Origin of the sequence: Streptomyces sp. NPDC091289, from assembly GCF_044757365.1 — a bacterium.
Lineage (GTDB): Bacteria > Actinomycetota > Actinomycetes > Streptomycetales > Streptomycetaceae > Streptomyces.
The window spans coordinates 305,201-326,805 of the sequence record NZ_JBIVUT010000004.1 but is presented as its reverse complement, the minus strand read 5'-3'; the positions used below and the strand labels follow the sequence as shown (position 1 = coordinate 326,805).

The 21,605-nt window shown below is 72.5% G+C and carries 21 protein-coding genes; 4 read left to right on the top strand and 17 right to left on the bottom strand.

Annotation, left to right across the window (positions count from 1 at the left end; genetic code table 11):
* Positions 1-138 precede the first annotated feature (138 nt).
* Positions 139-1,239, top strand: coding sequence for a DUF6183 family protein (locus ACIQPT_RS07350; RefSeq protein WP_401153500.1), 1,101 nt, complete (start codon positions 139-141; stop codon positions 1,237-1,239).
* Positions 1,240-1,305: 66 nt separating this feature from the next.
* Here ACIQPT_RS07350 and ACIQPT_RS07345 read toward each other — a convergent pair whose 3' ends face one another.
* Complete coding sequence (locus ACIQPT_RS07345; RefSeq protein WP_205084861.1) at positions 1,306-2,589, bottom strand: adenylosuccinate synthase; 1,284 nt, start codon at positions 2,587-2,589, stop codon at positions 1,306-1,308.
* Between the two features lie 186 nt (positions 2,590-2,775).
* Here ACIQPT_RS07345 and ACIQPT_RS07340 point away from each other — a divergent pair, with 186 nt between their 5' ends.
* From ACIQPT_RS07340 to ACIQPT_RS07330, 3 genes are all read left to right on the top strand, one after another.
* Positions 2,776-3,657 (top strand): diacylglycerol kinase, encoded by an 882-nt coding sequence (locus ACIQPT_RS07340; protein WP_401153498.1) that lies wholly within the window; start codon positions 2,776-2,778, stop codon positions 3,655-3,657.
* A 32-nt stretch (positions 3,658-3,689) separates the two neighbouring features.
* Entirely contained in the window at positions 3,690-3,962 is a 273-nt protein-coding gene (locus tag ACIQPT_RS07335) for a DUF1876 domain-containing protein (RefSeq protein WP_103534689.1), read from the top strand.
* Positions 3,963-4,061: 99 nt separating this feature from the next.
* Positions 4,062-4,403, top strand: a complete 342-nt coding sequence (locus ACIQPT_RS07330) for a hypothetical protein (RefSeq protein ID WP_401153496.1) — start codon at positions 4,062-4,064, stop codon at positions 4,401-4,403.
* 29 nt (positions 4,404-4,432) lie between these two features.
* Here the strand turns inward: ACIQPT_RS07330 and ACIQPT_RS07325 are convergent, their stop codons facing one another.
* From ACIQPT_RS07325 to ACIQPT_RS07250, 16 genes are all read right to left on the bottom strand, one after another.
* Positions 4,433-5,638, bottom strand: a complete 1,206-nt coding sequence (locus ACIQPT_RS07325; protein WP_401153494.1) for a cytochrome P450 — start codon at positions 5,636-5,638, stop codon at positions 4,433-4,435.
* Between the two features lie 65 nt (positions 5,639-5,703).
* On the bottom strand, positions 5,704-6,372 hold the full coding sequence (locus ACIQPT_RS07320; protein ID WP_007452924.1) for a response regulator transcription factor: 669 nt from the start codon (positions 6,370-6,372) through the stop codon (positions 5,704-5,706).
* Positions 6,369-7,739, bottom strand: coding sequence for a sensor histidine kinase (locus ACIQPT_RS07315; RefSeq protein WP_401153492.1), 1,371 nt, complete (start codon positions 7,737-7,739; stop codon positions 6,369-6,371). Before ACIQPT_RS07315 ends, ACIQPT_RS07320 begins: the two co-directional genes overlap by 4 nt.
* A 130-nt stretch (positions 7,740-7,869) precedes the next feature.
* Positions 7,870-8,697, bottom strand: coding sequence for an NAD(P)H-binding protein (locus ACIQPT_RS07310; protein ID WP_401153490.1), 828 nt, complete (start codon positions 8,695-8,697; stop codon positions 7,870-7,872).
* Between the two features lie 176 nt (positions 8,698-8,873).
* The gene (locus ACIQPT_RS07305; RefSeq protein ID WP_401153489.1) at positions 8,874-9,779 is read right to left on the bottom strand and encodes an alpha/beta hydrolase; all 906 of its coding nucleotides are present in this window, start codon (positions 9,777-9,779) and stop codon (positions 8,874-8,876) included.
* A 122-nt stretch (positions 9,780-9,901) separates the two neighbouring features.
* Positions 9,902-11,164 carry a kynureninase gene (gene kynU, locus ACIQPT_RS07300; RefSeq protein WP_401153487.1) on the bottom strand — a complete coding sequence of 421 codons (1,263 nt, stop codon included), beginning with the start codon at positions 11,162-11,164 and terminating at the stop codon, positions 9,902-9,904.
* Positions 11,157-12,005 carry a tryptophan 2,3-dioxygenase family protein gene (locus tag ACIQPT_RS07295; RefSeq protein WP_401153485.1) on the bottom strand — a complete coding sequence of 283 codons (849 nt, stop codon included), beginning with the start codon at positions 12,003-12,005 and terminating at the stop codon, positions 11,157-11,159. Before ACIQPT_RS07295 ends, kynU begins: the two co-directional genes overlap by 8 nt.
* A 137-nt stretch (positions 12,006-12,142) precedes the next feature.
* Positions 12,143-12,556, bottom strand: coding sequence for a DUF3151 domain-containing protein (locus tag ACIQPT_RS07290; protein WP_103534698.1), 414 nt, complete (start codon positions 12,554-12,556; stop codon positions 12,143-12,145).
* 117 nt (positions 12,557-12,673) lie between these two features.
* Positions 12,674-14,179, bottom strand: a complete 1,506-nt coding sequence (locus tag ACIQPT_RS07285; protein ID WP_401153484.1) for a DHA2 family efflux MFS transporter permease subunit — start codon at positions 14,177-14,179, stop codon at positions 12,674-12,676.
* Between the two features lie 140 nt (positions 14,180-14,319).
* Positions 14,320-15,483 (bottom strand): MalY/PatB family protein, encoded by a 1,164-nt coding sequence (locus tag ACIQPT_RS07280; protein ID WP_401153482.1) that lies wholly within the window; start codon positions 15,481-15,483, stop codon positions 14,320-14,322.
* Positions 15,484-15,577: 94 nt separating this feature from the next.
* The gene (gene fbaA / locus ACIQPT_RS07275) at positions 15,578-16,609 is read right to left on the bottom strand and encodes a class II fructose-bisphosphate aldolase (RefSeq protein WP_401153480.1); all 1,032 of its coding nucleotides are present in this window, start codon (positions 16,607-16,609) and stop codon (positions 15,578-15,580) included.
* A 151-nt stretch (positions 16,610-16,760) separates the two neighbouring features.
* Positions 16,761-17,300 (bottom strand): orotate phosphoribosyltransferase, encoded by a 540-nt coding sequence (gene pyrE / locus ACIQPT_RS07270; RefSeq protein ID WP_030082052.1) that lies wholly within the window; start codon positions 17,298-17,300, stop codon positions 16,761-16,763.
* 48 nt (positions 17,301-17,348) lie between these two features.
* Positions 17,349-18,155: an aldose 1-epimerase gene (locus tag ACIQPT_RS07265; RefSeq protein WP_401153478.1), complete on the bottom strand. Its 807-nt coding sequence runs from the start codon at positions 18,153-18,155 to the stop codon at positions 17,349-17,351.
* A gap of 20 nt (positions 18,156-18,175) precedes the next feature.
* Positions 18,176-19,087: an SRPBCC domain-containing protein gene (locus ACIQPT_RS07260; RefSeq protein WP_401153476.1), complete on the bottom strand. Its 912-nt coding sequence runs from the start codon at positions 19,085-19,087 to the stop codon at positions 18,176-18,178.
* 97 nt (positions 19,088-19,184) lie between these two features.
* Positions 19,185-20,786 carry a polyamine aminopropyltransferase gene (locus tag ACIQPT_RS07255; protein ID WP_401153475.1) on the bottom strand — a complete coding sequence of 534 codons (1,602 nt, stop codon included), beginning with the start codon at positions 20,784-20,786 and terminating at the stop codon, positions 19,185-19,187.
* Between the two features lie 67 nt (positions 20,787-20,853).
* Positions 20,854-21,375, bottom strand: coding sequence for a DUF2617 family protein (locus tag ACIQPT_RS07250; protein WP_401153473.1), 522 nt, complete (start codon positions 21,373-21,375; stop codon positions 20,854-20,856).
* Between the last annotated feature and the right edge of the window lie 230 nt (positions 21,376-21,605).

The window sequence follows — 21,605 nt, the reverse complement described above, 5'->3', positions numbered from 1 at the left end:
GAGCTGCTCACTCCTTCGGCGCGGCACACCGAGCGCCCCGGCAGGCCGACATGGGGATCACCAGCCAAACCGCATTGGTCTGGACCTGTCAAGGTCTGGACCATCAACGGCCGCGCTGTCCGCCTAAAGTGAGCGACCGTGGACGACACGGATGACGATCGCGGCCGCTTCGCCTGGCACACCGCCGAACAGCGCGCCGCCCAGGGAGACTCCCGCCAGGTGGCCGACCTGGCGGTGGAGCTGACGGGCCGGATCGAAGCGGCGGCCGAGCAGAAGCGTGAGCACGAGCGCCAGCTCGCGCACCTCGTCAGGGTGCTGGCCATCACCCCCGGCCAGGACAGCCTGACCCAGCTCCTGCGGCTGTTCACCCGGGATCAGGCCCCGGGGGTCGGCCTCGCGCCCCGCTTCGTGGCCTCGCTCCTGGCGGAGCACCGGGAAGCGGCCGACCTGGTGGGCCCGCTCTCCGAGCACGACGCGAAGGGCCGGCTGGACGAGCTGTGCATCTGCCTCTTCCATGAACTGATCCTGCGGGACGTGGACGTGGACGCGTTCCCGGCGATGGCCGACTGGCAGCGCGTGACCCACGGGCATCCGCTGACGTGGCTGCCGCCGTACCGCAGCGGCCTGGAGACCCGCGTCGTCCTCCCCAGCCGTTCGATCAATGGCAGCGGACACCCCGTGGGAACCACCCTGCCGACCGAGGGCCGGGTGGACCCGCCGACGCCCCGTACGGAAGAGCGGTCGGCCCTGGTGGACATCGCGACCCTCGACCTGCATGAGGCGATCATCTCCGCCCCGGAGGCGGGCGGCTGGGGGCACTCGGAGGCCTGGGTCTTCGGGACGGACGAGAAAGTGGAGCCGGACCGGGTCCCCGCACTGCTGCCCACCCTGCCGATGGGCTGCGTCGAGGGGCTCGGCACCACGGGCCGCTTCGAGATCGCCCGCCGCCCCGCCGACGAGATCTGGTCCCTGCTCTTCGCCACCGCGTCGGTCGGCAACAGCGGGGCACACGGCGCGTTCGGCCGACTGTGGGCCTGGAAGTCCCTGGCGGCCCTCAGCGGCACCCCGGCGGACGCGAGCGCGGAGGAGGTGGAGCAGCACGTCCGGCAGACGACGTGGTTCCACTTCGAGTCGGACGCGGAGTGGTTCTGCAACGACGCCTTCACCGACTACGGCGTCGCCGCCCTCTCCCCCGGCCGCCGCCGGATAGCGGTGCTCGCCGCGACGGACACCGTCTGAGGCGAGAACGGCCGTGGGGCCCCGGATCGCAACGGATCCAGGGCCCCACGGGCAGGGTGCCGCTCCCTACAGGAACGAGTTGATCTCGATCGTCTCGGTCCGGCCGGGACCGACGCCGATCGCGGAGATCGGGGCGCCCGACATCTCCTCCAGGGCCTTCACGTACGCCTTCGCGTTCTTCGGCAGGTCGTCGAAGGTCTTGGCCTTCGTGATGTCCTCGGACCAGCCAGGAAGGTTCTCGTAGATCGGCTTCGCGTGGTGGAAGTCGGTCTGGTTGTACGGGAGTTCCTCGACGCGCTTGCCGTCGATCTCGTACGCCACGCAGACCGGGATCTGCTCCCAGCCGGTGAGGACGTCGAGCTTGGTGAGGAAGAAGTCGGTCAGGCCGTTGACCCGGGTCGCGTACCGCGCGATCGGGGCGTCGAACCAGCCGCAGCGGCGGTCACGGCCGGTGGTGACACCGCGCTCGCCGCCGATGCGCCGCAGCGCCTCGCCGTCCTCGTCGTGCAGCTCCGTCGGGAACGGACCGGCCCCGACCCGCGTCGTATAGGCCTTGAGGATGCCGATGACACGGCTGATCTTCGTCGGGCCGACACCGGCGCCGGTGCAGGCGCCGCCCGCCGTCGGGTTCGACGAGGTGACGAAGGGATACGTGCCGTGGTCGACGTCGAGCAGCGTGCCCTGGCCGCCCTCGAAGAGGACGACCTTGCCCTCGTCGATGGCATCGTTCAGGATCAGGGTCGTGTCGGCGACGAACGGCTTGATCTGCTCCGCGTACTGGAGCATGTCCTCGACGACCTTGCCGGCCTCGATGGCCCGGCGGTTGAAGACCTTGGCCAGGAGCTGGTTCTTCTGCTCCAGGGCCGCCTCCACCTTCTGTTCCAGGATCGACTCGTCGTAGAGGTCCTGGACGCGGATCCCCACCCGGTTGATCTTGTCGGCGTACGTCGGACCGATACCGCGGCCCGTCGTGCCGATCTTGCGCTTCCCCAGGAAGCGCTCGGTCACCTTGTCGAGCGTGACGTTGTACGGAGTGATCAAATGAGCGTTGCCGCTGATCAGAAGCTTGGACGTGTCGACGCCTCGCTCGTTCAGACCGCTCAGCTCGGAGAGCAGGACCGCCGGGTCGACCACGACACCGTTCCCGATGACCGGGGTACAACCCGGCGACAGGATTCCGGAGGGGAGGAGATGCAGTGCGTACTTCTGGTCGCCTACGACGACCGTGTGACCGGCGTTGTTACCGCCTTGGTATCGCACGACATAGTCCACGGATCCACCGAGGAGGTCGGTGGCCTTCCCCTTGCCCTCGTCACCCCACTGAGCACCGAGCAGCACAAGTGCGGGCACAGGCGTACACCCCTTCCGGGCGGGGCATGTCCAAGGTCAGGGGGCGTACGTAAAGGTCGTACCTGCCGCACGACGATGTACGGCAAAGCCTGAGCCGTCGAACCGGGTGCCCCGGAATAGACGAAGCCCCTGGCGCAATAGCGCAAGGGGCTCTTGCACCAAGATGCTACCCGAGGAAGGACCGAGGTGTCGGCTGCAGAGCCCCCCGGCGACGGCGACGACCAGCTCCTGGTGGTCATCGACCCGGTCGCCCGCCGGACCGACGGCGAGTCCGTGCGTATCGCCAAGGACGTGCTGAGCGCCGGCTCGCACGCCAAGATCTGCCTTCCGGACACCCCCGAGGAGTTCGCGCGGGCCCTGTCCCGGCGGGGTTCGCGTCGGCCCGTGGTGGTCGGCGACGACCACGCGCTGCTGCGCGCGGTGGCCCAGCTGCACCGGGAACGGGAGCTGGCCGACGGCGTCCTCTCCCTGATCCCCGTCGGCGCGGCGCACGCCCTGGAGGTGGCCCACGCCCTCGGCGTCCCCCGGGGCGCGGTGGCGGCCGCGCGGACCGCGCTGGACGGTTCCGTGCGGCGCCTGGACCTTCTGGTCGACGACAGCGACGGCGTCGTCCTCGGCCGCCTGAGCATCCCCGCCCCCGCGCCGCCGCCCGGTCCGGGGGGCCCGCCCTCGGGCGTCACGGCCGTCTGGGACACCTGCCGCTCGCTGATGACGTCCCTGGTCCGCCCGGCCCCGGTCGCCGCCGCCACGACCCCGGGCACGCACCGCCTGCGCATCGAGGCGGACGGGGTGCTGCTGAGCGACCTGGACACGCCGGTACGGGGCGTCTCGGTGACCTCCCAGGGCAGCGGGGGCCTGGCCGACGTCGTCGTCCGCACCGCCTCGGGCGAGGACGTGACGGCGGAGGCCAAGGCCGTCACCGTCTCCGGCGCGGACTTCCGCTACCGGGCGGACATACAGACCGCCGGGCCGGTGCGCACCCGGACCTGGACGGTCCGGGCGGGCGCCTGGGGGCTGATGCTGCCGGGCCCGGCGAGCGCGGACGGGACAGCGGGCGCACGCTGGTAGAAGACGCCCGGAACGTCCCGGAGGTGTTCGTCATGACCAGGATCGCTGTCGGATGGCACATCGACCTCGAATTCGAGGAGGACACCCACCGCACCCGTGCGGCGGCGCTCGTCCGCCTCTCCGACGGAACAGAGGTCCGCGCCCACGGCTACGCCAGCCGCCATCCCTCGGACACCGACCAGCAGCGGGTCGGCGAGGAGATCGCGGGGGCCAGGGCGCTGAACGAACTGGCGATGAAACTGCTGACCAAGGCGCACGACGAGATCGACGAGGCGTCGGGCCGGAGGTCGTACCCGCTGACGTGAGGCCGTTTTCCAGCCCCTCCGGCGTTTGAGGAGCGGGGGTCCGGGGGCAGCGCCCCCGGAAGCGGAACCGGGCCCGCACCCCGCCGCGTCCCTCGGAGCATGGAGACCAAGAACCCGCGCCGCGAAGCCGCCGTCGGAACCGCCGGCTGCCTGACCGCCTTCGCCGGAGCGCTCGCGGGCATCGCGCTCTGGGCCCCGTACGGCAAGGACGGCCTCCTCGACGGCTTCGAGGGCGCGACCAACTGGGACGTGGTGTGGTTCGGCCTGCCCCTCATGGTCCTCGGCGGAATCGCGACGGCCCTGACCGTCTTCACCGCGGTCCGGGGCCGCTGGCTACGAGCCCTCGGCCTGGCCGCCGCCGTCGCGGCACTCGCCGCGATCGGTTACGGCGTCGACGCGCTGGCCGGCCCGCCGAGGCCGGAGTGCTCCACCCCCTGCTGACCGGCCCCGCCCCGCCCCGGCCGGAAGCCCTACACCTCCGCCCGCAGCTCCGTCAGCCCCCGGATCACATACCCCGGGTGCCACTCGGGCTCCGCCGTCATCCGCAGCGCGGGGGCTTTCCGCAGCAGCTCCCCGAAGGAGGCGGCCAGCTCCAGCCGGGCCAGCGGGGCGCCCAGGCAGAAGTGGATGCCCGCGCCGAACGTGATGTGCGGGTTGTCCTCCCGGGACAGGTCCAGCGTGTCCGGGCGCGCGAACCGCTCCGGGTCCCGGTTGGCCGAGCCGAACAGCAGCGCCACCTCCGCGCCCCGCCCGATCACCTGGCCGTCGATCTCGATGTCGTCCAGCACCCAGCGCTCGAACATCTGCAACGGGGTGTCGTAGCGCAGGAGTTCCTCGATCGCGGTGGGCAGCAGTCCGGGGTCGGCGCGCAGGGCGGCCAGTTGCTCCGGGTGGTGGAAGAGCGTGCGCCAGCCGTTGACGGTGGTGTTCACCGTCGCCTCGTGGCCCGCGTTCAGCAGGAGCACACAGGTCGAGATCATCTCCTGCTCGGTCAGCCGCTCGCCCTCGTCGTGGGCGGCGATGAGCGCCGAGATCAGGTCGTCCCCCGGGTTCGCGCGCCGCTCGGCGATCAGCCCGCGCAGATACGCGGAGAAGTCGACGGAGGCCCGGACGGCAGCGGCCGCCGTCTCCTCCGAGGGGTTCAGCTCGAACATCCCGCAGATCGCCGCCGACCAGGGCCGCAGCATTCCCCGGTCCGCCTCCGGGACGCCCAGCATCTCCGCGATCACCGCGACCGGCAGCGGCTCCGCGACCTCGGCCAGCAGGTCCCCGCCGCCCTTCGCCACGAAGGCGTCGACCAGCTCGGCCGCCAGCCGCCGGACGGTCGGGGCAAGGTTCTCGACCGTACGCGGGGTGAACGCCTTGGAGATCAGCCGCCGGATCCGGGGATGGTCGGGGGCCTCCAGATCGAGGATGCCCTGCCCGTTGAGCGTGGTGAACGGCTCGTGCGCGGCGGGCGGCGGGGTGCGGCCGAACTCCTCGTGGCTGAAGCGGTGCAGATACGTCCGGCCGAGCCGCCGGTCGCGCAGCAGGGCCGATACGTCGGAATGGTGCGGGATCAGCCACTGCCCCGTCGGCTCGAACCAGTGCGCCCGGCCGGCGGCGCGCAGCGCGGTGTAGGCGGGGTAGGGATCGGCGACGAACGCGGGCGACCAGGGATCGAAGGACACGTGCATGATCCGACGCTACCCGCGCCCGCGCCCGCCGCAAGGCCCCCGGCACAGGTCCGGCGTATGTCCGGCTACCCCGGGGTGACCAGCCGTGCCTCGTACGCGAACACCGCCGCCTGGGTCCGGTCGCGCAGCCCCAGCTTCACCAGGATGCGGCTGACGTGCGTCTTGATCGTGGACTCGGCGACGATCAGGTGCGAGGCGATCTCCGCATTGGAGAGCCCCTGGGCGATCAGGACGAGCACCTCCGTCTCGCGCTCGGTGAGGTCGCCGATCCGGGCCAGGGCGGGCGGTCTCGGGGCCTCCGCGAGCTTGGAGAACTCAGTGATCAGCCGCCGGGTCACCGTCGGGGCGAGCAGCGCCTCGCCCGAGGCCACCACCCGTACCCCGTCGGCGAGCTGCCGGGCGGAGGCGTCCTTGAGGAGGAAGCCCGAGGCCCCGGCCCGCAGCGCCTGGTAGACGTACTCGTCGAGGTCGAAGGTCGTCAGCACCAGGACCTTCGCGTCGGCGTCCCGCGCGACGATCTCGCGGGTCGCCTCGATGCCGTTCATCTCCGGCATCCGGATGTCCATCAGGACGACGTCCGGGCGCAGGGCGGCGACCTGGGCGAGGGCCTGGCGCCCGTCCACCGCCTCGCCCACGACGGTGATCCCCGGCATCGCGTTGAGCAGGACGGAGAAGCCCTCGCGGACCATCATCTGGTCGTCGACGATCAGGACCCGGATGTCGGTGTCGCTCATGCGCGGCCGTCCCGTACGCGTTCGATGACGATCGTTTCACCGTTGCCGTCGTCCGCGTTCCGGGACTCCGGCTGCTGCGACTGCTGCGACTGCTCCGGGTGCTCCGGCTCCTGGGACAGCGGTACGGGGAGGAAGACCGCGATCTCGTACCCGCCGTCCGCCGCCGTCCCGGCCGTCATCTCGCCGTTCAGCATCGCGACCCGCTCCCGCATCCCGGTGATCCCGTGCCCGGCCCCCGGCGAGGGCTTGACCAGGCCGCGCGGGGGTCCGTTGACCACGCGCAGCCCGAGCCCGCCGAGGACATAGGCGAGCTCGACCCTGGCGGTGGCGCCCGGGGCGTGCCGCAGGGTGTTGCTCAGGGCCTCCTGGACGATCCGGTACGCCGACAGCTCGACGCCCTGCGGCAGCTCGCGGACGGCCCCGGTGATCACCTTCTCGGTCTCCAGGCCGGTCTCGCGGACGTTGTCCAGGAGCCCGTCGAGCGCGGCGAGGGTGGGCTGCGGGGCGTCCGGGGCCTCGTAGTCCTCCGCCCGTACGACCCCGAGGACGCGGCGCAGCTCGGTGAGGGCGGCCACCGCGTTCTCCCGGATGGTGACGAAGGCCTGCTCCAGCTCGGGCGGCGGGTTCTCGACCCGGTAGGGGGCGGCCTCGGCCTGGATCGCGACGACCGACATGTGGTGGGCCACCACGTCGTGCAGCTCCCGGGCGATGGTGGTGCGCTCCTCCAGCAGGGTGCGCCGGTCGCGCTCGACGGCGGTGACGGTGCGCTGCACGGTGACCTCGCGCTCGGCGTCACGCCGGATCTGGACCACCGCCACGACGAGCAGCGCGAAGGCGGAGAGCGTCGCCAGGGGCGCGGTGATGGACGGGTCGCCGCCCTCCACCAGCACCCCGAACAGCAGGGTCAGCAGCCACATCCAGGCGGCGGTGCGGGGCCGGGTCCGGGCGGCCACGACGACCATGACCACCACCTGCGCCGCGAAGGTGCTCGCCCCCCACAGCTCGCTGCTCAGGATCCCGCAGAAGACGGTCGCCAGCATCGAGCCCCAGAACGCGGCGACCGGCCTGATGAGGGTCATCACCACCGGTATCGCGGGCACCAGGCCCATCAGGAGGCGCAACTCCCACTCGGCGAAGCCGGCCATCATCACGAGGAACGCGGCGAACAGCACCAGGGCGTGCGGGGTCCAGACGACGCCCTTGCGCAGCCCCTCGGGCAGCCGCCGGATCAGCCGTCCGTCGGGGTTCAGCGGCGGCAGGGGGCGGTAGGCGAGCGCCTGGCGGAAGAGGTCCTCCCGCAGGCCGTCGATCGCCCCTTCGGCTGCCCGGAACTCCGGGCCCTTGGTCTTTGTCTGGGTCTCGGTCACGCTTCCACGGTAGGCGGCGGCGGACGGCGGGTCGTCACCATCGCTACCGATTCCGGGGCATCCCCCTCAAGGACTACCCGCCTCCGCCGTACCGTGTCAGGGACCGGAAAGCCCCTGCTCAGCAGCCCTTTCAGGCCCCCGCACGGAAGTGGTCCGCGTGCTCCTCGGCCCACTGCGCGAAGGTCCGCGCCGGCCGCCCGGTGACCTTCTCCACCGTGTCGAGCACGGTCCGGCCCTCCGGCGGGGTGTCCCGGTAGACGTCGATCAGGAACGCGATCACGTCCTCCGGCATGCCCTGGCCCCGCCAGCTCTCCAGCGCCTGCTCCTCGGTGAGCTCGACCACCTCGACGGCCGTGCCCCGGGCCGCGGCGATGGCCGCCGCCTTGTCGCGGACGGTCAGCACCTGCGGTCCGGTGACGAGGTACTCCTGGCCGCCGTGACCGTCCTCGGTGAGCGCGGCGGCCGCCACCGCACCGATGTCCGCCTCGTGGACCATCGCGCTCAGCCGGCCGACGAAGGGCTCGCGCACCACGCCCTCGCTCCTGATGCCGGGCGCCCACTCCAGGGCGTTCGCCATGAACTCCACCGGCATCACGACGGTCCAGTCGAAGTCGCTCGCGCGCACCGCGCTCTCCATCGGGGTGTCCCCGCCGCCGTGCAGCACGGTCACCCGGCGCACGCCCGCCTTCCCGGCCAGGCCGAGGATCTCCTCACCGGTCTCCAGCGGGGCGAAGAGGCCGCCGCCGAAGGTGATGAGGTGCAGCCCGGTCACCCCGTCCAGCGCGGGGACCAGCGACGCGGGGTCGGTGAGGTCGCCGCGTACGACGTCGACGCCGGCCGGAAGCTCCGCGCGCGCCGGGTCGCGGGTCAGCGCCCGGACGTGCTCGCCGCGCTCCAGCAGCTGCTCGACCACGCGGCGGCCGACCGTTCCCGTGGCTCCGGTCACCAGGATCGTCATGAGGTTCTCCTTCGTCGGTTCCGACTCCGTCTGAGCGGCTACAGAACCAACGTAGAGACCCTTGCGGACACCTTCGGTCCGCAATTCGGTCCAAGATTCGGTCCAAGATTCGGTCCAAGATTCGGGCTGCGATTCGGGCCGCGATTCGGCGTACCCCGGTCACCCCGGTCACGGATTCACCAGGCGAGCTGAGTGATCTCCTCGGCCACCACGGCGCAGGCGTCGGCGGCCGGATCGATCAGCGGGAAGTGCCCGACGCCGCCGAGCAGCGTCAGCCCGACCATCTCGCCGGACTTGGCCGCCGCGTCGACGTACGCCTCGGACACGGCCTGGGGTACGACGATGTCGTCGACGCCCTGCACGATCGCGGTGGCGATCCCGGTCGGCAGCAGCGTCCCGGGGTCGGCGTGCGCCGCCCGCTCCTCGAAGTCGGCCTCTCCGCCCAGGAGTTGGGCGACCGCACCGTCGCACACCCCCAGCTCGACCGCCGCCTTGAAGTCCGCGATCGGGGCCAGGGCGACGACCCCGCGCAGCGGCGGCGGGGCGGGCAGCCGCCACGGCGACCCCTCGGGCAGCACGTGCCGCGCCGCCGCCCACAAGGCGAGGTGCCCGCCCGCCGAGTGCCCGGTGACCACGATCCGCCGCACATCGGCGCCCGGCAGCTCGCGGGCGGCCAGCACGGGCATCGCGTCCAGGGCCGCGGCCACGTCGTCGAAGGTCTCCGGCCAGCGCCCCGCGACGGGACCGGCGCCGCCCGGCCGGGCGCTCTCCCCGCCGTCGCGCTGCTGCGGGATGTCGTCGCCGCCGCGCCGGTACTCCACGCTCGCCACGGCGAAGCCCCGGCGGGCCAGGAAGTCCGCGAGCGGGGAGACATGGGCCCGGCCGTACGGGGCCCGCCAGGCGCCGCCGTGCAGGAGGACGACGAGCGGGGCGCCGGTGCGGCCGTCGCGCGGGGCGTAGAAGTCGACGACCTGGTCGGGGTGGTCACCGTAGGCGGCGGACCGGTCGGGAGCGACCTCCGGATGCGCGAACGCCGACTCCATCTCGGCGACGTCCCGATCACGCGCGGCAGAATCCGACATGCTGCTCAACCGTCCTATGCCTATGCCTATGCAGGTGTCCTGTGCCCAACTGGGCTGACCTGCGGGGACGGTACCAGGACTCGGCACCGCCCCCGCCCGGCCGAACAGACGGTGACGACCCGTCAGCCGACGGTGTCCACGGCCGTGTCCCCAGCCATGTCCCCGGCCAGCACCTCGGCGAGAATCCGCGCCGCCCGCTCCGCGTCGGCGAATCCGACGTACAGCGGGGTGAAGCCGAACCGCAGCACGTCCGGCCGGCGCAGATCGCCGACGACGCCCCGCTCGATGAGGCGGCGCATCACGGGCTCCGCCTCCTCGCAGCGCAGGGCGACCTGGCTGCCGCGTTCGGCGTGCGCGGCCGGGGTGACGGAGGCGACCCGGCCCGCCGGTACGTACGCCTCGACGCACTCCAGGAAGAAGTCCGTCAACGCCAGCGACTTGGCCCGCACGGCGTCCACGGAGACCCCGTCCCACACGTCCAGCGCCGCTTCCAGCGTCAGCATGGAGACGATGTCGGGCGTGCCGACCCGGCCCCGTACGGAACCGTCCGCCGGGGCGTAGTCGGGGGTCATGCCGAACGGGTCGGCGTGCGAGTTCCAGCCCGGCAGCGGCGAGTCGAAGGCCGCCTGGTGGCGCTCGGCGACGTACAGGTACGCGGGCGAACCGGGGCCGCCGTTCAGATACTTGTAGGTGCAGCCGACGGCCAGGTCGACCCCGTGCGCGTCGAGCCCGACGGGCAGCGCGCCCGCGCTGTGGCAGAGGTCCCACACCGCGATCGCCCCTGCCGCGTGGACGGCGGCGGTCAGCCCGGGCAGATCGTGCAGCCGGCCGGAGCGGTAGTCGACGTGGTTGAGCAGCACGGCGGCGGTACGCGGACCGAGCGCGTCCGGTACGCCGTCGGGCGCGACGGGCACGATCCGGTGACCGGTGAGCCGGGCGGCGGCGGACGCGATGTACCCGTCCGTGGGAAAGGTCGTCGCGTCAACCAGGATCTCGTCGCGTCCCTCCCCCGCGAGCCGGCTCGCGGCGACGACCGCCTTGAAGACGTTCACGCTGGTCGAGTCACCGACGACGATCTGGCCCCCGGCGGCCCCGACGAGCGGGGCGATCCGGTCGCCGATCCGCTCGGGCGCGGTCCACCAGCCGCTCTCGTCCCAGGACCGGATGCGCAGCTCGCCCCACTGGCGGGTGAGGACGTCCTGCACCCGGGCGGGTACGTGGACGGGCAGCGCGCCCAGCGAGTTCCCGTCGAGGTAGACGCCGTCGTCGAGGGCGAAGAGCGCACGGCGGTCGGCCAGCGGGTCGGCGGCATCAAGCTTCAGCGCCCGCCCACGAAGGTCTTCCGTCGTAGTCGTGGTCGTGGTCGTGGTCGGGGTCTCAGACATGGCTGCGCGCCGTCCACAGCTCGGGGAACACGTTCTTCGTGGCGCGCTTCTCCAGCCAGGCCACCCCGGCGGAGCCGCCGGTGCCGGTCTTGGAGCCCATCGCGCGCCGGGTGGCGACGAGGTGGTCGTTGCGCCATCGCCAGACGAGCTCGCCGACGTCGGTGAGCAGCTCGCCGAGGCGCACCAGCTCGTCGTTCTGGTCGTCGGAGGCGTAGATCTCCGCCCACACGGCCTCGACCTCGGGCGACGGCTCGTACCGCTGGGTGAGATCCCGGGTGGTGACGGCCTCCGGAATGGCGTACCCACGGCGGGCCAGCAGGGCGAGGGTCTCGTCGTACAGGCTGGGCTCCCCGAGCGCCTTCTCCAGCTCGGCGTACACCCGGGGCGCGCCCCGGTGCGGCACCAGCATGGAGGCGGACTTGTCGCCGAGCAGGAACTCCATCCGGCGGTACATCGCCGACTGGAACCCGGACCCCTCGCCGAGGGATCCCCGGTAGGAGTTGAACTGGGCGGGGGTGAGTCCGGCCAGCGGCCGCCAGGACTCGTTGAGCGCCTCCAGCTCGCGCAGCGAACGCTTCAGGGCGTCGCGCGCGACGGGTATGCGGTCCTCGCGCAGGGCGCGGGTCGCGGTCTCCCACTCATGGACGATGACCGTGAACCACAGCTCCATGACCTGGGTGGTGACCAGGAAGACCATTTCGCCGGGATCGTCCGAGCGCAGGTGCTGGAGGTGGGTCAGGACATCCGCCTGGACATAGTCCTCGTACGGAGTCGTTCCCGCGAAGTCCAGGTGCGGGGTGTCCGCACCGGTGGCTTCGGGGTCGGGGTGATTCGTCGACATTTCTGTCTCCTCGACACGAGCTTCCGGGTAGCGGTCCGCCCCTTCCGTGAGGTGATGGAGCTCCGGTCCCCTGCTCGCATACTAAGCCGCTCCCCGCCCGAGGTGCTTGGGCAGGGAGCGGCTCAGGGGAAGACTGCTCAGCTCAGGATGTCGGCGGCGGTCGGCGAGGAGTCCCGCAGGAACGTCGAGCAGCGCTCGTGCTCCTCGGTCTCCCCGATCGACCCGGCGGCCCGCGCCAGGGCGTGCAGGGCGCGCAGGAAGCCGCGGTTCGGCTCGTGCTCGAACGGGACGGGGCCGTGGCCCTTCCAGCCGGCCCGGCGCAGGGAGTCGAGGCCGCGGTGGTAGCCGGTACGGGCGTACGCGTACGACTCGACGACCCGGCCGCCCTCGTACGCCTCGTCGGCGAGCTGCGCCCAGGCGAGCGAGGAGGTGGGGTACTTCGCGGCGACGTCGGCGGGCGGGGTGCCGGCGGCGAGCAGCTCGCGCGGCTCGGGATCGTCGGGGAGGTGGGTCGGGGCGGGGCCGCCGAGCAGGTTCTCGTGGATGGACATGGCTCAAGTGTGCCTGCCGCGACGCCCCGGCGGCACCGGGGCCCGGCCCCGTGGCACAGCGCGTTCACGCGGGCTTCCGGGGCCCGGCCCGCCGTGGGCGCTTCGGCTGGAGCCGGATCACCCGTCGCGGCGCTCCGGCTCCAGCGGCGGGGCGACCACCCCGCAGTGCACGGCGCACTCGGGCCGCTCGCTCCGGACGGCGGCAGCGGCGGCCGGGGTGCGCACCGTCCACCAGGCGATGACCGCGCCCGCCACCAGGAGCCCGGCGCACATCGGCATCGCCCGCCGGAAGGTCGCGGCGAACTCGCCCGCGTCCCGGTACGCCTCCGGCCCCATCCCGGCGAGCAGCGGCAGGGCGGCCACCGCGATGAGCCCGGCGGCCCGCGCGGCGGCGTTGTTGATCCCGCTGGCCAGCCCGGCCCGTCCGGTGTCCACGGCGGCCAGGACGGTCGCGGTGAGCGGGGCGACGACCACGACGAGCCCGGCGCCGAGCACCAGGACGGCGGGCAGCACCTCGGTCGCGTACCCGCCGAAGGTGGCGCTGTCCGCCCCCACCCGCAGCATCAGGAGCATCCCGGCGGCGGCCAGCAGCGGCCCGACGGTGAGCGGAATCCGGGGCCCGATGCGCCGCCCCAGCTCCCCGGCGGAGGCGGAGAAGAGCAGCATGAGCACGGTGGTGGGCAGCAGCGCGGTACCGGCCCCCAGCGCCGAATACCCGGCGACGACCTGGAGCTGGATCGCGGAGAGGAAGAAGAAGCCGCCGAGGGCCGCGTAGACGCAGAAGGTCACCACGTTGACCGAGGTGAACAGGCGGGAGCGGAAGATCGACGGCGGCAGCATGGGATCCGCCCGCCGCCGCTCGACGAGGACGAACGCCGCTCCGAGGAGCACCCCGCCGAGCGCAGCCCCGATCACCACGGGCGAGGCGCCCCGCCCCGGCGCCTCGATCAGCGCGTACGTCACCCCGGCCAGCGCCAGCGCCCCGAGCACGGCCCCCAGCACGTCGAACCGTCCGTGCGCCGCCGGATCCCGCGACTCCGGTACGTGGCGGAGGGCGACGGGCACGCAGAGGGCGGCGAGCGGCACGTTCAGCAGGAACACCCACCGCCACCCGGGCCCGTCGACGAGCCACCCGCCCACGAAGGGCCCCACGGCCGCCCCGACCCCGCCGAACCCGGACCAGAGCCCCACGGCCCGCGCCCGGTCGTCCGGATGAAAACTGGCCTGGATGAGCGCGAGGGACCCGGGCGTGAGGAGCGCGCCACCGACGCCCTGCAGCGCCCGGGCGGCAATGAGCACCCCCGCGTTCGGCGCGATCCCGCAGAGCAGGGAGGCCACCGCGAACCACACCACCCCCACCACGAACACCCGCCGCCGCCCGTACCGGTCCCCGAGCGCCCCGCCGAGGAGGATCAGCCCGGCGAGCGTGAGCATGTACGCGTTGACGGTCCACTGGAGCGCGGCCATGTCGGTGCCGAGGTCCGCGCCGATGCGGGGCAGGGCGACGTTGATGACGGTGGAGTCCAGCATCGCCATGCCGGAGCCAAGCACGGTGGTCAGAACGACCCAACGCCCGACGGACGAGGCAACCCGAATCTCACCGGGCGCGGGTGCAGCAGCCATGGGGCCAGCTTGCCCCAACCAAGCTCCTCCGGCGATTGAGGAGGCCCGCACAATCAAGCCCCTCCGGCAATTGAGGAGCGGGGGCGCGGGGGCAGAGCCCTCGCAACGGGGCCCGGGGCAGCGCCCCCGAAACCACCCACCTACCGCACGGCCCCCACAGCCCGCACCAACGCCGCAACCCCCCGCTCGACCTTCCCCCGAGGACACCCCACGTTCAGCCGCACAAACCCCGGCGCCCCATAAACAGAGCCCCCCATGATCGCCACCCCCTCCCGCTCCACCAGCACCCGCTGCAACGCGGCATCGTCAACGCCCACCGGCCGCAGATCGATCCACGCCAGATACCCGGCCTGCGGCGGCACCCACCCCAGCTCGGGAAGGTCCGCCCCCAGCCGTTCCGCGACGTACGCCAGGTTCCCCGCCACATACGCCCGTACCGCGTCCAGCCACGCCGCCCCCTCCCGGTACGCCGCGATGTGCGCGGTCAGCGACAGCACGGCCGGCGACGCCAGCCCCTCCGCCGTCTCCATCCGGCGCAGATACTCCGTCCGGTCACGCGCATCCCCGATCAGCCCGTACGACCCGGTGAGCGCCGGAAAGTTGAACGCCTTGGACCCGGAGGAGATGAGCGCCCAGCGCCCGGCCCCCGCCACCCGTGTCCACGGCACATGGACCCGCCCCGCATACTCCTCGTGCACGAAGTCCGCGTGGATCTCGTCGCTGATCACCGCGACCCCGTACCGCTCGGCCAGCGCGGCCGTCCGGGCCAGCTCCTCGGCCGTCCACACGTACCCCGTCGGGTTGTGGGGCGAGCACAGCACCAGCACCTTCGCGTCCGCCCGCGCCAGCTCCCGCTCCAGCGCCTCCTCGTCCCCCACCGGCACCCCCCGCAGCTCGCGCCCGAGCCCGGTGATCGCCTTGCGGAAACCGTCGTACGTGGGGGTGTGGACGACGACGCCGTCCCCCTCCCCCGTCCACATCTGGAGCAGCTGGGAGAGCTGGCTGAGCACGGACGGGCCGTAGACCAGCTGCCCGGTGTCGATCGTGGTGCCGTACCGGGTGGCGTACCAGTGGGCGATCGCCGAGCGGAAGTCGTCCTGCTGCCAGGTGGTGTAGCCGAACACTCCGTGTTCCAGCCGGGCCCGCAGCGCGGCCAGGACCTCCGGCGCCGTGGCGAAGTCCATGTCGGAGATGGTGAACGGCAGCAGCCCGTCCACCCCGAACCGGTCCGCGACCCCGTCCCACTGGACGCACCAGGTGCCCCGGCGGTCGACGGCGGTGTCGAAATCGTAAGACGCACCCATAACAGGCCCTCTGCTCTCTTTCCCGGCACGGCAACGGGCCCGGCCCCCAGAAGGAGGACCGGGCCCGCGACCGTACGTCCGTGACTACGGGTGGTTACTTCAGCTTCGTACCGGTGGAGCGCAGGTGACCGCAGGCCTCGGTGACGCGCGCGGCCATGCCCGCCTCGGCGGCCTTGCCCCAGGTGCGGGGGTCGTAGGTCTTCTTGTTGCCGACCTCGCCGTCGACCTTCAGGACACCGTCGTAGTTGCGGAACATGTGGTCCACGACCGGACGGGTGAAGGCGTACTGGGTGTCGGTGTCGAGGTTCATCTTCACGACGCCGTTCTCCAGCGCGGTGGCGATCTCCTCGGCGGTGGAGCCCGAGCCGCCGTGGAAGACGAAGTCGAACGGCTGGCTGCCGGCCGGCTTGCCGTACTTCTCGGAGACGCCCGCCTGAAGGTCCTTCAGCAGCTCGGGACGGAGCACGACGTTGCCCGGCTTGTAGACGCCGTGGACGTTGCCGAAGGAGGCGGCCAGCAGGTAGCGGCCCTTCTCGCCCAGGCCGAGCGCCTCGGCGGTACGCAGCGCGTCGTCGACGGTCGTGTACAGCTCGTCGTTGATCTCGTGCGTGACGCCGTCCTCCTCACCGCCGGTCGGGGTGATCTCGACCTCAAGGATGATCTTGGCGGCGGCGGCCTTGGCCAGCAGCTCCTGGCCGATGGCCAGGTTGTCGGCGAGGGTCTCGGCCGAGCCGTCCCACATGTGGGACTGGAACAGCGGGTTGAGACCCTTGGCGACGCGCTCCGCGGAGACGTCGAGCAGCGGACGTACGTAACCGTCCAGCTTGTCCTTGGGGCAGTGGTCGGTGTGCAGCGCGATGGTGACGTCGTACTTCGCGGCGACGATGTGCGCGAACTCGGCCAGGGCGACCGCACCCGTGACCATGTCCTTGTTGTGCTGGCCGCCCAGGAACTCCGCACCACCGGTGGAGATCTGGACGATGCCGTCGCTCTCGGCCTCCGCGAACCCGCGCAGGGCGGCGTGCAGGGTCTGGGACGAGGTCACGTTGATGGCCGGGTAGGCGAACTTGCCCGCCTTTGCCCGGTCGAGCATCTCGGCGTACGCCTCGGGGGTTGCGATGGGCATCTGACCGCTCCTTGGGATGTGCGGGTGTGCAGGCTTGAGTCCCTGACCTGGGGGCGACGTCATCGTCGCCCCCATCTTCCCAGACTCCTCATCCGGCTCCACTCGGCGGACCCGGTTTCACGTGAAACCGTCCACCCCGGCCGGCCCGGGCTCAGCCCAGGTCGAGATCGGCCACCGAGTAGACGTGGACGTACGGCAGACCGGCCTCGGCGATCGCCGGGGCGGCCCCGCGCTCGACGATCACGGCGACGGCGACGACCTCGCCACCCGCCTCGCGCACCGCCTCGACGGCGGTCAGCGGCGAACCGCCCGTCGTCGAGGTGTCCTCGACGACCAGGCAGCGGCGGCCCTTCACGTCGGTGCCCTCGATCCGGCGCTGCATCCCGTGCGCCTTCTGCGCCTTGCGGACGACGAACGCGTCCAGGCTCGTACCGCGGGCGGCGGAGGCGTGCAGCATCGAGGTGGCGACCGGGTCGGCGCCCAGCGTCAGCCCGCCGACGCAGTCGTAGTCCAGCTCGGCGGTGGCGTCGAGCATGACCTGGCCGACCAGCGGCGCGGCCTTGCCGTCCAGCGTGATGCGGCGCAGGTCGATGTACCAGTCGGCTTCCAGACCCGAGGAGAGGGTCACCTTGCCGTGCACCACGGCCTTGTCCTTGATCTGCTGGAGCAGGTCAGCGCGTACGTCAGTCATGTCCACGAGGGTAAGCGGTGTCGCACCGGCCCACTGCCGGGCACCGGCTCAGAGCCGCACCCAGCTCCAGGTCGCCGTCATCTCCAGCGGATCGATCGGGGTCACCAGCCGGGGTGCGGTGTTCAGTCCGTTCGGCGGCCCGGACTGCGGCTCCACGCAGACGGCCTCGTCCTGCTCGTCGTAGACGACCACCCATTCACTGCGGCTCCTGACCGTCAGCTCCAGCTGCTCCGGCCAGGTGAGCTTCACGTCCACGCCGTCGGGCATGCCGAAGCAGTCGTCCCACGGACCGGGCAGCGGGTCGATGCGACGCCCGGTGGGCAGGTGGTCCGCGCCGCGCTCCTCCTGCCAGCCGGCGTCGAAGGAGAGCTCGGCGTCCCGGCCGCCGAGGTTGCGGTGGAACCAGGGGTGCCAGCCGGCCTGGGCCGGGAAGGAGTCGCCGTACGTCTCGACGGCGAGGCCGAGCGCCAGGGCGTCCTCGGTCAGCTCGAAGGTCTGCGTCACCCGGCCCTCGTACGGCCAGGGCTCGGCGAGGTCGTAGTAGAAGGCCGCCCGGCCCTCGTCCGCGTCGGCGGCCGTGTGGGAGGTGCGCCACGCGGTGTCCCGGCCGGTGCCGTGGATGGCGTGCGGCGGGGAGTTCGGCGGCAGCTCGTGGAGCACGTCGCCGTTGCGGAACTGCCCGTACCCGGTACGTCCGCACCAGGGCACCATCGGGAAGCAGCCGTACCGCTCGCCCTGGCGGAGCAGTTCGACGCCCCCGACGCGCAGACTGCTGATCCGGCAGCCGTTCCCGGGGTCGACGGTCAACTCGGCTTCGCCGACGGTCAGCCTGACGTTCTCTTCGCTCCTGCTCACCCGACGACCCTACTGGCCGCTCAGGGCCTCCGGCGTCGCAACGCCCGCCCCAGCACGACAGCGGAGGCGAGCGCGAGGGCGGCGGCCGGGGCGACCCACCGCAGGGTGGTGCTCGCACCGCCCGCCTCCGGGGAGGGCACGGGGGCGTAGCGGCCCCGCGGGGGCGCGTGGTCGACCTCCTCGGCACTGCGCCCGATCATGGTGCGGCGGGCGTGCGCGGCCTCGGCGGGCGGTTCGTCCGGAACGGTGAACTCCACCCCGGCGACGGGGTCGAGCGAGGGAGGCGGCACGGGCGAGTCGAACACGGACCCGGAGCCGTCGTCGCCCGCAACGGCATCGGCATCGACCTCAGGAGAAGGCTCTTCGTCAGCCGCGGGAGAAGACGCGTCATCCGCGTCGTCCTCGTCGCCCTCAAGCCCCTCGGCAGTCACCGCCCCGTCCTCACCATCGCCCTCCCCCGCGCCCTCGCCCTCGTCCCGCGCCGCCAGCGACTCCGTCACCAGCTGCTGGGTGAAGCGGTCCAGGAGCCGGTGGGCGGCCGCGAGTGCCGCGCCCTCCTCCAGCTCGACCAGCCGCCCGTCCCCGTCCGCCGTACCGCTGTACGCGAGTGCCGTCCCGCCGTCCGCCTCCGTGAGGCCGATGGCCAGGGCCAGCTCGACCGCGCCGGTGCCCCGGGCCTCCACGCCCTTCCCGGTCACCGAGAAGCGCTGCCCGTCCGGGCCTCCACCGCCCTCCGGGCCGGTGAGCCGCAGCTCGCCCCGGTAGGTGATGGTGTGGCCGCCGGCCCGGAGCTTCAGCCGGCCCGCCAGGGGCGACGCCGACGCGTCGGCGTCCTGCTGGAGACCGGGGACGCAGCGGGCGACCCGGGCGGGATCGGCCAGCACGCGCAGCAGGGTCGGGACGGGAACCGGAACGAACACCTCATGCTCCATGGAAACCGAGCCTAATCGGCCCCGGCCCGGACGTCAGCGCTTCGGCCGCCGAAACCCGGGGACCACCGCGCGAACCGGGGACCACCGCGCGACGGGCTCACGCGTCCTCCCAGTACCGCGGGTGGATCAGCGTCGACGGGATCATCCCCGGCGGCCGGGCGTCGGCGGCGGCCCGCGCGCCCTCGCGCAGCTCCCGGTCCCCCAGCGACCGGGGTACGGGTCCTCCGGCGGCCAGCGTGGGCCGCGGCGCCGGGCCGCCGGGTCCGGCGAGGAGGAAGCCCCAGTCCTCCCGCTCCCGCTCGTCGCCGCCGACCCGGTCCGGGCTCGCGGCGAAGCCGGCGTACCGGCCGGTGACGCGGTACGGGCGGGTCGCGAGGCCGCCCGCGCGCACCGAGGCCTCCACCGTCCAGAAGGTCTGCGGCCGGGCCCCCATCGGTCCCGCGTGCACCACGAGCCGCCCGTCCGGGGCCAGCGCCTCCGCGACCAGCCCGTAGAACTCGGCGGAATACAGCTTCGTACTGGCGGTGATGCCCGGGTCGGGGAGGTCGGAGATCACCACGTCGTAGCGCCCCCGGTCGGCCCGGAGCCAGGGGAACGCGTCGGCCCCGACCACCGTGAGCCGGGGGTCGCGCAGGGCGTGGTCGTTCAGCTCGGAGAGGGCGGGGTCGGTGCGGGCCAGTCGGGTGACGGCGGGGTCCAGCTCGACGACGGTGACCGTGCGGACGTCCCGGTAGCGCAGCACCTCGCGGGCGGCGAGGCCGTCGCCGCCGCCCATGATGAGCACGCGGGCGCGGGGCCCGTTCATCGCGGGGTGCACCAGCGCCTCGTGGTAGCGGTACTCGTCGCGGGCGCTGACCCGCAGCCGGCCGTCCAGATAGAGGTCGAGGGAATCGCGGTCGGCCCCGGTCAGGACGACCTCCTGCACCCCGGTCTGCACGGCGACCCGCACCTGGTCCCCGTACACCGCCCGGCGCGCCGCCCGCTCGAAGTCGTCGACCAGCACCGTGGCGGTGGCCAGGAGCGCGATCACCGAGACGTTGACCAGGACGAGGAGCCACCGGGAACGGGAGCTGAGGTCGCGCCGGAACACCCACAGGACCAGCGCGCCGCCCGCCGCCGCGTTCACCACGCCGGTGAACAGCGCACCGGTCAACTGCCCCAGCATCGGCAGCAGCAGAAAGGGGAACGCGAGCCCGCCGACCAGCGCGCCCACGTAGTCGGCGGCGAAGAGATCGGCGACGGCCCCGCCCGCGTCCTGCCGGTCGACGCGCTGGATCAGCGTCATCAGCAGCGGGATCTCCGCCCCGATCAGCACCCCGATCGCCAGCGAGAACCCGACCAGCGCGTACTGCGACTCGCCGAGCCAGGCGAACGAGGCGTAGAGCACCAGCGCCGAGGAGCCGCCGATCAGCGCGAGGGCCGCCTCGACCATCCCGAAACCGACGGCGGCATGGCAGCGCAAACGTTTCGCGAGAAGGGAGCCGATGCCCATCGCGAACACCATCACGGAGAGCACGACGGAGGCCTGGGTGACCGAATCGCCGATCAGATAGGAGGCGAGCGCGACCAGTTCGAGCTCGTAGACGAGACCGCAGGCGGCACAGATGAAGACCGCGGCCAGCACAAGGAACCGGCCGGTCCTCGGCCGTACGGGAAGCCGCGCCGCGCCCCCTCGCAGCGACATCTGCTGGTCGATCATGATGCGAACGCTACGTCACGACACCGTCGCACCTTGTCACCCACACGGGTGTAAGTGCCCCTGCCGTTCAGGCCGCGGGCGCGGGAATCCGCACCCCCACCCGGGTCCGGGTCACCACCAACTGCCCTTCCTGCGGATACGCGTGCCAGGTGCGCCACCGCACCTGGCCCTCGGTCCGCTGGGCGAGCATCGCGGTGAAGGCGTACGGGCTGCCGGGGAAGGTGCCCGCCAGTCCGTGCGGGTGGTCGCTGACCAGGGCGAGCAGTTCCTGTGCGCGCCCGGCGAACTGCCCCTGGGTCAGGGTCTCGACGCGCGCGGCGAATTCGTACTCCCAGTCCCCGAGCCGCTTCGCGACGCCGAGGGGCAGGGGGGTGCTGCTGCCGGGCATACAGGCCACGGTCTCGGAGCAGACTCCGCGGTCCTCCTGGAGGAGGACCTGGTGGGAGGCGCCGAGCAGCCTCAACTGGAGTTCGGCGCCGTCGAGCCGGAGATCGAGGACCGCCAGGGCGGGCAGCGGCTCCCGTCCCAGCATCCAGGCCAGGTCGGCGGCGCGGGTATCGGAATAGGCCGTCTGGAGGGTGGTGAGCATGGGTGGGCTCCGCAAACACACATGGACACATGGACAGCAGGACGCCCCCTTGATGACTGCGCGTGGGAGGTGGGGAGCGCCCGATCTGGTCCAACTGGGGTCCGAGGGCTGAATGTTCTCTTCGACGAGGGAATCACGAAGTACGCCGCACTCACAGCGTTTTCGACCAACTTGCCGTGGTTTCCATCCCCTCGGGGGCCCACGGGTTCACTTGTTCAACCGAAAACGTC

Excerpts from the sequence above, each read along its gene's own strand:
- ACIQPT_RS07250 (WP_401153473.1), bottom strand. The coding sequence starts at position 21,375 with ATGCTCACCACCCTCCAGACGGCCTATTCCGATACCCGCGCCGCCGAC.
- ACIQPT_RS07325 (WP_401153494.1), bottom strand. The coding sequence starts at position 5,638 with ATGCACGTGTCCTTCGATCCCTGGTCGCCCGCGTTCGTCGCCGATCCC.
- ACIQPT_RS07335 (WP_103534689.1), top strand. The coding sequence starts at position 3,690 with ATGACCAGGATCGCTGTCGGATGGCACATCGACCTCGAATTCGAGGAG.
- pyrE (WP_030082052.1), bottom strand. The coding sequence starts at position 17,300 with ATGACTGACGTACGCGCTGACCTGCTCCAGCAGATCAAGGACAAGGCC.
- ACIQPT_RS07305 (WP_401153489.1), bottom strand. The coding sequence starts at position 9,779 with ATGTCGGATTCTGCCGCGCGTGATCGGGACGTCGCCGAGATGGAGTCG.
- ACIQPT_RS07310 (WP_401153490.1), bottom strand. The coding sequence starts at position 8,697 with ATGACGATCCTGGTGACCGGAGCCACGGGAACGGTCGGCCGCCGCGTG.
- ACIQPT_RS07295 (WP_401153485.1), bottom strand. The coding sequence starts at position 12,005 with ATGTCGACGAATCACCCCGACCCCGAAGCCACCGGTGCGGACACCCCG.
- ACIQPT_RS07280 (WP_401153482.1), bottom strand. The coding sequence starts at position 15,483 with ATGGGTGCGTCTTACGATTTCGACACCGCCGTCGACCGCCGGGGCACC.
- ACIQPT_RS07320 (WP_007452924.1), bottom strand. The coding sequence starts at position 6,372 with ATGAGCGACACCGACATCCGGGTCCTGATCGTCGACGACCAGATGATG.
- ACIQPT_RS07330 (WP_401153496.1), top strand. The coding sequence starts at position 4,062 with ATGGAGACCAAGAACCCGCGCCGCGAAGCCGCCGTCGGAACCGCCGGC.
- ACIQPT_RS07290 (WP_103534698.1), bottom strand. The coding sequence starts at position 12,556 with ATGTCCATCCACGAGAACCTGCTCGGCGGCCCCGCCCCGACCCACCTC.
- ACIQPT_RS07260 (WP_401153476.1), bottom strand. The coding sequence starts at position 19,087 with ATGGAGCATGAGGTGTTCGTTCCGGTTCCCGTCCCGACCCTGCTGCGC.
- ACIQPT_RS07285 (WP_401153484.1), bottom strand. The coding sequence starts at position 14,179 with ATGGCTGCTGCACCCGCGCCCGGTGAGATTCGGGTTGCCTCGTCCGTC.
- kynU (WP_401153487.1), bottom strand. The coding sequence starts at position 11,164 with ATGTCTGAGACCCCGACCACGACCACGACCACGACTACGACGGAAGAC.
- fbaA (WP_401153480.1), bottom strand. The coding sequence starts at position 16,609 with ATGCCCATCGCAACCCCCGAGGCGTACGCCGAGATGCTCGACCGGGCA.
- ACIQPT_RS07255 (WP_401153475.1), bottom strand. The coding sequence starts at position 20,786 with ATGATCGACCAGCAGATGTCGCTGCGAGGGGGCGCGGCGCGGCTTCCC.